Annotated in this window: 10 protein-coding genes; 4 read left to right on the top strand and 6 right to left on the bottom strand. The window is 44.0% G+C overall.

Features of this window, described 5'->3' with window-relative positions; translation table 11 throughout:
- Window positions 1–328 precede the first annotated feature (328 nt).
- Window positions 329–778 carry a TerB family tellurite resistance protein gene (locus tag AB4653_RS14995; protein WP_009847013.1) on the top strand — a complete coding sequence of 150 codons (450 nt, stop codon included), beginning with the start codon at window positions 329–331 and terminating at the stop codon, window positions 776–778.
- A 33-nt stretch (window positions 779–811) separates the two neighbouring features.
- Here AB4653_RS14995 and AB4653_RS14990 read toward each other — a convergent pair whose 3' ends face one another.
- The 6 genes from AB4653_RS14990 to AB4653_RS14965 all read right to left on the bottom strand — a co-directional run bounded on the left by AB4653_RS14990 (window position 812) and on the right by AB4653_RS14965 (window position 5966).
- A complete protein-coding gene (locus AB4653_RS14990; RefSeq protein WP_029222865.1) occupies window positions 812–1249 on the bottom strand; it encodes a hypothetical protein in 438 nt (145 codons plus the stop codon).
- A 5-nt stretch (window positions 1250–1254) separates the two neighbouring features.
- Window positions 1255–1953, bottom strand: coding sequence for a helix-turn-helix domain-containing protein (locus tag AB4653_RS14985; RefSeq protein WP_032499115.1), 699 nt, complete (start codon window positions 1951–1953; stop codon window positions 1255–1257).
- Window positions 1954–2372: 419 nt separating this feature from the next.
- On the bottom strand, window positions 2373–3068 hold the full coding sequence (locus AB4653_RS14980; RefSeq protein WP_017102684.1) for a hypothetical protein: 696 nt from the start codon (window positions 3066–3068) through the stop codon (window positions 2373–2375).
- 15 nt (window positions 3069–3083) lie between these two features.
- Complete coding sequence (locus tag AB4653_RS14975) at window positions 3084–3440, bottom strand: antibiotic biosynthesis monooxygenase (RefSeq protein ID WP_012604199.1); 357 nt, start codon at window positions 3438–3440, stop codon at window positions 3084–3086.
- A gap of 369 nt (window positions 3441–3809) precedes the next feature.
- Window positions 3810–4340, bottom strand: coding sequence for a 3'-5' exonuclease (locus AB4653_RS14970; protein ID WP_009847018.1), 531 nt, complete (start codon window positions 4338–4340; stop codon window positions 3810–3812).
- 87 nt (window positions 4341–4427) lie between these two features.
- Window positions 4428–5966 (bottom strand): sensor domain-containing diguanylate cyclase, encoded by a 1539-nt coding sequence (locus AB4653_RS14965; RefSeq protein ID WP_102258584.1) that lies wholly within the window; start codon window positions 5964–5966, stop codon window positions 4428–4430.
- 348 nt (window positions 5967–6314) lie between these two features.
- Between AB4653_RS14965 and AB4653_RS14960 the strand changes: the two genes are divergently transcribed.
- The 3 genes from AB4653_RS14960 to AB4653_RS14950 form a co-directional block, all read left to right on the top strand.
- Window positions 6315–6947 carry a DUF2760 domain-containing protein gene (locus AB4653_RS14960; protein WP_102258585.1) on the top strand — a complete coding sequence of 211 codons (633 nt, stop codon included), beginning with the start codon at window positions 6315–6317 and terminating at the stop codon, window positions 6945–6947.
- Window positions 6947–8956 (top strand): Hsp70 family protein, encoded by a 2010-nt coding sequence (locus tag AB4653_RS14955; RefSeq protein WP_102258586.1) that lies wholly within the window; start codon window positions 6947–6949, stop codon window positions 8954–8956. The genes AB4653_RS14960 and AB4653_RS14955 overlap by 1 nt, the downstream gene beginning before the upstream one ends.
- Window positions 8957–9094: 138 nt before the next feature.
- Window positions 9095–9674, top strand: a 580-nt coding sequence (locus AB4653_RS14950; RefSeq protein ID WP_372104601.1) for an Hsp70 family protein, incomplete at its 3' end; no start/stop codon positions are given.

Raw genomic sequence — 9674 nt, 5'->3', positions numbered from 1 at the left:
TCGATGTGTAGCTAGCCTACATGAGAAGCCGATAACGTAGTAGAAATGACCAGCAAACGCTGCCCGAAGGGTTCGGGCTGGGCGCCCCCGCAAAAAGCGTTTTACTCTTTGTTGAGGGAGATTTGCTTAGAATGACTAGGCTACTTCCCCCTCGCCGCGATTAAAACGCTTTTATCTCGAACAAAGTTTAACCGCGAAAGGTCAACACGCCCTAAACAAGTGTTCCTTATTGCTGACCTCTTCGTAATGTCAGTTTTAAGTAAAGACGCTTGCGATCACACTCCGTAGGCCCAATAGTAATAATATTCACCATAACTGGAATGCTCTTATGTTTAACTCACTTACCTCGTTATTTAAACAATTAGTTGACGGCTCTGATTTAGGCAAAACGCCCACTGCCTCACCTAACTTAGCCATCGCCAGCTTGTTATGCGAAGTCGCTGGTGCAGACCACGCGATCAACGAATCAGAGCAACAAGCCAAACTGCACTTACTTCAGCGTTTACTGAACATAACCGAAGAAGAATCAAAAGCTTTATTAACACAAGCTGAGCCTCAAGTTGAACAATCTGTTTCTCTGTACGATTTCACTTCTCAACTGCGAGAGCTTTCGCAGCCGGTTCGCATAGAATTAATCAAAGCTATGTGGGAAGTCGCGCATGCGGATGGAGAGATTGACCCACTTGAAGATTCAGTGATCCGTAAAACCGCAGAACTGCTCTACGTTGACCACAGTGACTTTATCAAAACTAAGCTGAACGTCATCGGTAAAAGCTAACCAAAGGCTCGATACTCACGTTTAGTGACTGGATCAACGTAAACGGTCGCCATGCATGATGCCTTTGAGCTCTAACGGCGTGCCCTTCTTAGTGACATAAAGGCCGCGCTGATTTGATACCAACACACTGCGCTTGCCTTGTGTTTGTTGAATGTATAAGTGCTTGATATTGAATGTCTGCTTATCTTGGGCCTGATCTTGATCCAATTGATAAAAGTAGTAATGATTCCCCCAGCGCAAGAACACGCCAAACATCTGCTTAGTTTGAGCGATATTCCCATCGATATCGTAACCAATGTACTGCATTTTGACTCGACCATTTTCCAATCGAAGTGATATTTTTTCCCAGCCTACCATCGGGTATTCTGCGGAAAATTTATAAGTACTTTTGGTTGCGAGCCCAGAAATTAAGCCTACATTTAGAATCACAAAAAACGTGAGTAAGATAGGCATCCAAAACTTACGATTCATATCACTCACCCTCGCTCATCGTCATTATCGTCATCGCAAGACAAAGATTTAAACTGGTGACTCATCTCTTTCCAGCGCCCGTTTATCAATGCGACGGCTTGGATATTCTGGCACCCAACTCCGATGCGATGCAGATAAAGCGAATCAACACCGAGTTCTGAGACGGTATTGAGTTCGGTTAATAATTCTTGATCAAAATTCAAACTGTCGTGATAAACATCCATGCCACGATAGCTCGTTTTATCCATAAAAAAAACGAACTGATAAAACAGCACGAGAAGAAGCGCGCTGACGACCATCCCTACGATACGAGATTGGTGACGAGTGAGAAAACTCTTAACCCTTCGCTGTTTATGAAGTTCCCGTTGTTGGGGTAATACAGATTCGCTTTTACTGTCATCACTGCGATCACTGTCAGTATTAAAAACCTCTAGCTCAACGGTTTCATTAGGAACATTAACTTGAGCTACTTGAGTTTGAATAGCAGAAATGGGTGTTGATAGATAACCACCAAGCTGTTGAGGTCTGCTAAAACTGTACCCTTGCTTCTGAACCGTTAAAATTTTGCACTCACAGTTCAGTTCATTCAACGCTGTACGAATGTTCTTTATCGCTACGTTTAGCGAGCTTCCTGTCACCACCCGCCCAGGCCAGCAATGTTCAAGAAGGAAGTCTCGGCCAATCGCTTTCGGGCTATTCATCACCAAATGTTCAAGGATCAAACTTTCGGATGAAGACAAGGTGACCTGCTTGTTAGAGCTCGAATTAATGAGAGTATTGTTATTCAATTCGATACCCGAAGCGTCTAAGGTGATCTTATCAGGGCTATTGGCGTTCATTTCGGCGAGGTGTTCATAAATAAAAAGGTCATCAAAAAAGTGTTTGTTTGGTCGAATTAATAGCAAACCATACATAGAAAAGAGTAGTGATAAGTTTAGCCAATAATTAAGCCAAATATAAGCTCAGCAAGTAACAAGATAAAATAACAACAAGGTGAGCCAGTCACGAAAACTCACTCACCTATGAACATAGCCAAGTTTAACTCTAAACTTGTCATGGTCCCATATTAAGACCTCGTCGTTACGCAATCTGAAAACGAGGTCACAATTCTGTTCTAGCGAAATTATAGTTCCAGTTTGAATCCAAGTTCACTAATCATAACTTCAGCGAAGCCTAACTTTACTGCATTCAACTGACTGGCAACTCCGCGAGCTTGTTCTTCGTTTTTAGCCAATATTGCCATTGAGTAAATGGGTCTGATCATCGCTTTTTGGTTTGGCTTCTCTTGAGCTATTTCTTGATGTTTTAAGTAAGCAGAAGTAATCACGCCTTGAGCGCTCCAATCGACAACCATTTGTAAATCTTGGCTGATAATCTCATCGACAATGAATTGATTCTCAGGCTCTGTCCAAGCGAGTTCGACTGCGTAGTTTTTGAAAGCGACGTCAGTGTTTAACCACTTATTACCAATGTCTCTGATTTCAGTCACCTCGACAAGCTCTTTGAATTGGAATGGTAGGTTACCAATCAACTCTCGAACGTGCTGTTCACTGTCCGCTTCAATCACAAACTTAATCATCGGAAATTTCTTGTCTCCGATAAAGCTTTCCGATACGAACATATCGTGTACCAAGCCCGCGTCAATTAAGTTAGCAAATGCTTTTTTCTGATGAGGCATCGCCTCAAATACCGCTTGAGCATCGTCGGTTTTCCAAGCGACTGACACACCGTATGCCGCAGCATGGGCATGGGTTGAAAAAAGAGTCGCTGAAAGTAGAAAGCTAAAAATAGCTAAAAAGGTTCCTAGAGTTGTTTTCATTATGTGGTTTCCTGATTAGTCGCGAATAATTTCATACAAGTTAGGGTCAGCAGAAACCCCTTCGATTTTTAAAGGTGGTAGCTCTTTTCTCATCACTTGTATTGCATCATGGAATTGCTTCTTACTCTCCCATTCAGCGACATTGATAAAGCGGTATGTCGCGTCCGAGCTTAAAGAGCGGTGCAGTTTGGTCGATAGGTATCCGGGTTGCTTCATCAATACGTCTCGCGCATTTTCCCAATACGTTAATGTAGCGGCCTCATGGGCCGGCTCTACTGAAAAGGTATTTATCAATACAACGGGTTGTGCCGAAACCAACGCACTTACGCTTAGCGCCCCCAGTGCCAATCCATACTTAATAATGTTCTTCATCCTATTCTCCTTGTTTTGGGTAAGCTAACGCTACCACCTAGCCCTACCCAATCAAGGTCGAGACCTGCGATTTAATATTAATTAAAAAGCTAAACTTCAAACCAATATTAGTCACTCGTAAAATAAGCGATGTAGCCATTCACTATTGATAAACCACTTGTTGAAATTAGGTTTCTTGGGATAGTCATTGCCCTTAACGTGAATAGTCATTGCCCTTAATTTGGATCGTCATTACCCTCAAATAACAGGCACAAAAAAACCACCTAATAAGTAGGTGGCTCTTCATTTTAATAACTCACAAGATTCAGGCTAACTTTAAGTGTTTAACCTTTCAGTATTTAACCAAGCGCCTCTCTGAAATACAAACGATTACAACATCGTCAGCGCAAGCTTTGCCAAGTTATAAGCGTCAACATAACCAGAGTGCTGACGACCTTCCCACTCAATGTTTTTCGCTTCTTGAGCAGCACGGTGACCAATACGTTTTTCTTTCAATCGATTCTGAACTCGATAAAGCGTGGCGATGTTCAAGAACTCGCTGAACGGAGGTTCGATGCCTTTCTCAATACACTCTTTGTGTAAGATAAGGTCGTCACGTCCCCACGCTGCATAGATTTTTTTTGGTCCACCGAAGTTCTTAATCATCGACTTGATGACAGATTCTAATGGACGACCTTGCTTTTCGATTTTACGAGGTGTTATGCCCGTTAGCTCGGCGCAGAACAGAGAGACTTCATCTTTCTCTGGCTTAACGTAGTATTGTGCTCGCTTGACGATAGTGCCAGATGCTAGATCAATTTCAGCAAGACCAACTTCAATGATCTCGCCTGTTGTTCCCACACCGTCTTCGCTCCAACAGCACATTTCCAAATCGAAACATACCACTCGATTGTGATTCATACGTCGCCTAATTCTCTCGTCAAAAATTTTGTCAAATTGTACATGAGCCCAATACAGAACTCGACCCTAGTTGCATCAAGTGCTCATTTAGCCTGCAATTGTAACGCGATTTCGGCCATTTGACTTACTTAGGTAAAGCATACTATCGGTTTTTTGAAGGAGCTCTTCGATGTCTTCTTTACTGCGGATGGTAGCACCGATACTTAGAGTACAACTCAATAGTTGACCTTTATGCTCACAGTGAGACTCGCTCACCGTATCTAAAATACATTCTAAATAACGTGCCAGCGCGTCGTGTTCAATGACGCTCGAAATGATACCAAACTCATCTCCTCCCATACGGAAGACATGATCGCCCTCTTTCAAACTGCCTGAAATCAACTGAATTACATGAACCAGTAAGGCATCACCAGCCGGGTGGCCAAATTGATCATTAATCCCTTTAAATTTATCGACATCAAATCCAATCAAGCTAAACGGCTTGTCACCTTGTATCGCTTTATCGAGCACCTTATTAAAGGCTCGTCGATTATAAATCTCTGTGAGGCTGTCATGATTGGCAAGAAAACGGAGTTCTTCCGTTCTTTCATCAATCATTTTATACAGGCGTACTTTTTCTTGGACTTGCAGTTTAACGATATAAGAAAGCAACAGTGAAATAGTCGTGCCCACGAGGGCAATCCCGGCCAACACCAGGTAACCATTAAACGAAATGCATGAGTCTATCTTGAAGTCGACAACCCATTCACGGTTAGTGAGTGTGATTTTCTTGGTGATATGTTGTCCAGTCACACCCTCATAACCTTTCGTTTCGAACAAGACAGGTGCATCTTCGGCTTCAAAACCGACATCACTAACGCGGACATAAACATTCATATCCCCAACCGTCGAAGCCAGCAAGTTCTCAAAATAGTATGTGGTGCGAACCACACCAATTACAACGCCGAGTAAGTTGTCACTCTCTCCCTCAAAGACAGGGTGATACACCAACATGCCACTCTTTTTTGTGCCTTTATCTAGCCCATCTTGTATCAAGCGAACTTTGTCTGAAATATTCGCCTTACGTGTCTGTTTGATATTATCTAGAACGAGATCAAATCGCTCTCTAGAAGAGTAAAAGCCAAGAACTTTGTTGTTTGGTTCTGTATTGGGGAAAATATCGCTAGCAACGAAAGCTGGCTGACCATCCAAAATGTAGCCATAGGTTTTTGCTTGGTTCTTAGGAATGGTATACAGCTTAAAGAATGGGTACTTTTCTTTCATTTTCGCCGTGTGCTCAGCTATCTCGTCTGCGGGCACTTTTTGCATCCACTGCAAGGCAATTAAACTCTTTGAATCATCTATGGTTTGCTTAGCAAAGCGATCAAACTTATCCCAATTTTCAGGGTCATTTGCGTAGAAAAAATTAGCACCAGACCCAATATATGCAACATCATTATCTATAAAGGCTTCCAAGCTCAATGTCTGGTGAGTAGCAAAACTATCCAAATTCATATTCAGCGCACGCTTTTGATTAAGCATGACTAATACAAAGCACAAAACAGTAATCAAAAAACTGACCGAAAATACGACCAACGGGAGAGTTTGTCTCTTCAACCCTGTTAGTGGGTCAGTAGTTTGGGGCATGCGGGTTCCAAATAGGCTCTATTGAATGAAAAGTATATAACGGACGGAAATAATGCTCCATTCATGTTTAGTCCTAAATGTCACATTAAACGGGCATTTTGTAAATTTTACTGACCCCCATGACCAATAACCAGACAAATCTCGATTAACTTTCAAGCTAACTCACCAAAAAGCCAGTTTATTGAAAACATTAAATAAAGCCCTTAAGCCTTGAATATGCTAGTATCCACCCATATTTATAGCTTGAAAGTGACCATTTCGGCCTTATGCCACTGAGTTTCTTTCCAACCTGTATATTCCTTTAAACCGACGAATATACCGTTAAATCAATTTTAAAGAGAAATCACTATGATCGTTGATTTGAACCTAATCCCACAAACGTTTGATATGCTTCACGCAGGCCTAACTGCATCAAGCGTTTTACTACTGCTAATTGCCGTTTCTCGTAAAACCAAAGTGGTTGAGAAAGTCGTAGAAAAACCAGTAGAAAAGATCGTTGAAGTTGAAAAGCCAGTTGAGAAAATTGTCGAAGTAGAGAAAGTTGTTGAAGTTGAACGTGTGATCGAAAAAGTAGTAGAAGTTGAATCTAAGCTGGCAACAGCACCAACAGATTCTGCAATGCAACTACTGTCTATCATGCAGCAAGAAGCTCGTTTAATTGACTTCCTAAAAGAAGACCTAACGTCATTCTCTGATGAAGAAGTTGGCGCAGCAGCTCGTGTTATTCACACTGGCGGTCAAAAAGTATTAGCCGATTACGTAACGCTGTCTCACATCCGCACTGAAGATGAAGAAACACGTATCACTATTGCTGAAGGTTTCAACCCTCAAGAAATTCGCCTAACTGGCAACGTAACGGGTAACGCACCATTCAACGGCACATTGGTTCACAAAGGTTGGAAAGCAACTAACATGAACCTGCCTAAGCTTGCTGAAAACTACGATGCATCTGTAATTGCACCGGCAGAGGTAGAGCTATAATGGAACACCAAACTCAGCCATCATCGCACGAGTCTTCTTCTCAAGAACATACGCCGCAGATGCATTCACAAGAGCTATCTTCTCAAGAGCAACATCAGGCGCCTAAGTTCAGTGTTGGTATCGATTTAGGTACCACACACTGCGTTTTGTCTTTCATCGACACAACAAATGAAGACGCTCGCGTTGAGGTGATGCCAATCCCTCAATTGACGGCTCCAGGTACAGTAGAAACTCGCAGCCAACTTGGCTCGTTCCTATACCAGCCGCACGAACATGAAATGAATGCGGGCTCTCGCGTTCTACCTTGGTCTTCTGAACCTAAAGCACTGGTTGGTGCCATTGCGCGTAACCTTGGTTCGAAAACCCCTATCCGTTTGGTTGCAAGTGCAAAATCTTGGCTATGCCACGGTGGTGTGAACCGTCGTGATGCGTTCCTTCCTGCAGGCAGCCCTGAAGAAGTTGAAAAGGTATCTCCGCTTAAGACAACTGAGTTGTACCTTGAGCACCTTAAAGATGCTTGGAACCACGCTAACCCAGAACACAAACTGGCAGACCAAGATGTAACGATCACGGTTCCTGCTTCGTTTGATCCTGCGGCTCGTGACCTAACAGCAGAAGCTGCGCGTAATGTTGGTTTCACTCACCTAACGCTTCTAGAAGAGCCACAAGCGGCTCTTTACAGCTGGATTGATAACAGCAACGACACATGGCGTGATGAAGTGAACGTTGGTGACATCGTTCTTGTTGTCGATATCGGTGGTGGTACGACTGACCTTTCGTTGGTTGAAGTAACACAAGATGAAGGCAACCTAAGCCTGAACCGTATCGCTGTAGGTGAACATATCCTACTGGGCGGCGACAACATGGACTTAGCTCTGGCTTACCGTCTGAAGATGAAACTGGCGCAAGAAGGTAAAGAACTGGCTCCTTGGCAGGTTCAAGCAATGACTCACGCGTGTCGCGATGCGAAAGAAGCACTGCTTAACGATGCTGAGCTTCAATCTGTGCCAATCGTTGTTCCAAGCCGTGGTTCTAAACTACTGGGCGCAACACTGAAAACAGATCTGACTCAGCAAGAAGTACAACAAACATTGGTTGATGGCTTCTTCCCGAAAGTAGCGGTGACTGAGCACCCAGTACAAAAGACGCGTGGCGCACTGACTCAAATGGGTCTGCCTTACGCTCAAGACGCAGGTATTACTCGTCACATTGCTGCATTCCTTTCTAAGCAAGCGAACGCGCTTTCTGGAAATAGTGAAACCGCTCAGCAAGATTTCAACCCGTTTGCAAACATGCCCGGTATGCCCGGTACAGAAACGCAAGGTGCAGAAGCACCAGCGGCAGACTTCATCAAACCAACAGCGGTACTGTTCAATGGTGGTGTTCTAAAATCTAACCTACTTGCAGATCGTCTTTCAGACACGATCAATGAATGGCTAATTAATGCCGACGCTGAATTTGCTAAACAACTTTCAGGTTTAGACTTAGACCTAGCGGTTGCAAGTGGCGCTTCATACTACGGCGCAGTTCGTCGTGGCCAAGGCGTTCGTATCCGTGGTGGTATCGCATCTTCTTACTACGTTGGAATTGAAAGCGCGATGCCAGCTATCCCAGGTATGGCTCCTCCAATGGAAGCACTGTGTGTTGCACCATTTGGTATGGAAGAAGGTTCAAGCGTACAAGTGCCTAGCCAAGAGTTCGGTCTAGTGATTGGTCAGCCAGTTCACTTCCAATTCTTCGGTTCAACCACTCGTCGTGAAGACCAAGCGGGTACGCACCTTGATCACTGGGCTCCAGAAGATCTGGATGAGCTTCCTGAAATTCAAGTGACACTGCCTGTTTCTGAAGGTCGTCGCGAAGGTGAAGTGGTTCCCGTAACTTTGGCGTCTCGTGTTACTGAATTAGGCACGTTATACCTAGAAGCGATTGCGACTGACAATGGTCAGAAATGGCATGTTGAGTTCGACGTTCGTGAAGACTCGAATAACGACTCAAACGTAGAAGCATAATGAATCAACGGCACCTTAACGGGTGCCGTTACTTTATCAATGCGATTCCCTAGCCCTGTATTAAAAGCATTCCAAAGACAATAATAAGACCAAGATTATCCATTAACTGGTCATCACTTTGGCAGAATAAGGTTTTGTATGACATCTCCTCGTTTTTTAGTCGGCATTGACTTAGGCACAACCAATACTGTGGTTGCCTACTGTGAAATCAACGACGACCTACAACATGCTCCCGTTTCTCTTTTCGATATTGACCAACTCATCGGCCCCGGTGAAGTGGTTCGCAAGCCGCTACTTCCATCATTTCGTTATCATCCCGCACAAGGTCAGATCTCCCCTTCCGATCTCACTATGCCTTGGGAACCGAGCTTGGTTGAAGGTGATATTCAAAACGTCATCGTTGGTGAGTGGGCTCGCGAACTGGGCGCAAAAGTTGAAGGCCGCCAAGTATCCAGTGCTAAGAGCTGGTTATCTCACCAAGCGGTTGATCGTAACTCCGACATTCTGCCTTGGGCAGGCGCAACTGACGTCGATAAGGTCTCTCCTGTTGTCGCAAGCGCAAGCTACCTGAACCACATCCGTCAAGCATGGAACTACCGTAACCCAAGCAATAAGCTTGAAGACCAAGACGTTGTGGTAACTGTTCCCGCTTCATTCGATGAGACAGCACGTAAGCTGACACTCGAAGCGGCAGAACTGGCGGGCTTAGGTAAGATTC

The organism is Vibrio sp. 10N.222.48.A3, assembly GCF_041475345.1.
Taxonomy (GTDB): domain Bacteria; phylum Pseudomonadota; class Gammaproteobacteria; order Enterobacterales; family Vibrionaceae; genus Vibrio; species Vibrio tasmaniensis_A.
The sequence above is the reverse complement of the archived record's forward strand: the minus strand, read 5'-3'. Positions and strand labels throughout refer to the sequence as shown.

Bases quoted from the DNA above. Each gene is read 5' to 3' on its own strand.
- AB4653_RS14995 (WP_009847013.1), top strand. From the start codon at position 329: ATGTTTAACTCACTTACCTCGTTATTTAAACAATTAGTTGACGGCTCT.
- AB4653_RS14990 (WP_029222865.1), bottom strand. From the start codon at position 1,249: ATGAATCGTAAGTTTTGGATGCCTATCTTACTCACGTTTTTTGTGATT.
- AB4653_RS14980 (WP_017102684.1), bottom strand. From the start codon at position 3,068: ATGAAAACAACTCTAGGAACCTTTTTAGCTATTTTTAGCTTTCTACTT.
- AB4653_RS14975 (WP_012604199.1), bottom strand. From the start codon at position 3,440: ATGAAGAACATTATTAAGTATGGATTGGCACTGGGGGCGCTAAGCGTA.
- AB4653_RS14970 (WP_009847018.1), bottom strand. From the start codon at position 4,340: ATGAATCACAATCGAGTGGTATGTTTCGATTTGGAAATGTGCTGTTGG.
- AB4653_RS14965 (WP_102258584.1), bottom strand. From the start codon at position 5,966: ATGCCCCAAACTACTGACCCACTAACAGGGTTGAAGAGACAAACTCTC.
- AB4653_RS14960 (WP_102258585.1), top strand. From the start codon at position 6,315: ATGATCGTTGATTTGAACCTAATCCCACAAACGTTTGATATGCTTCAC.
- AB4653_RS14955 (WP_102258586.1), top strand. From the start codon at position 6,947: ATGGAACACCAAACTCAGCCATCATCGCACGAGTCTTCTTCTCAAGAA.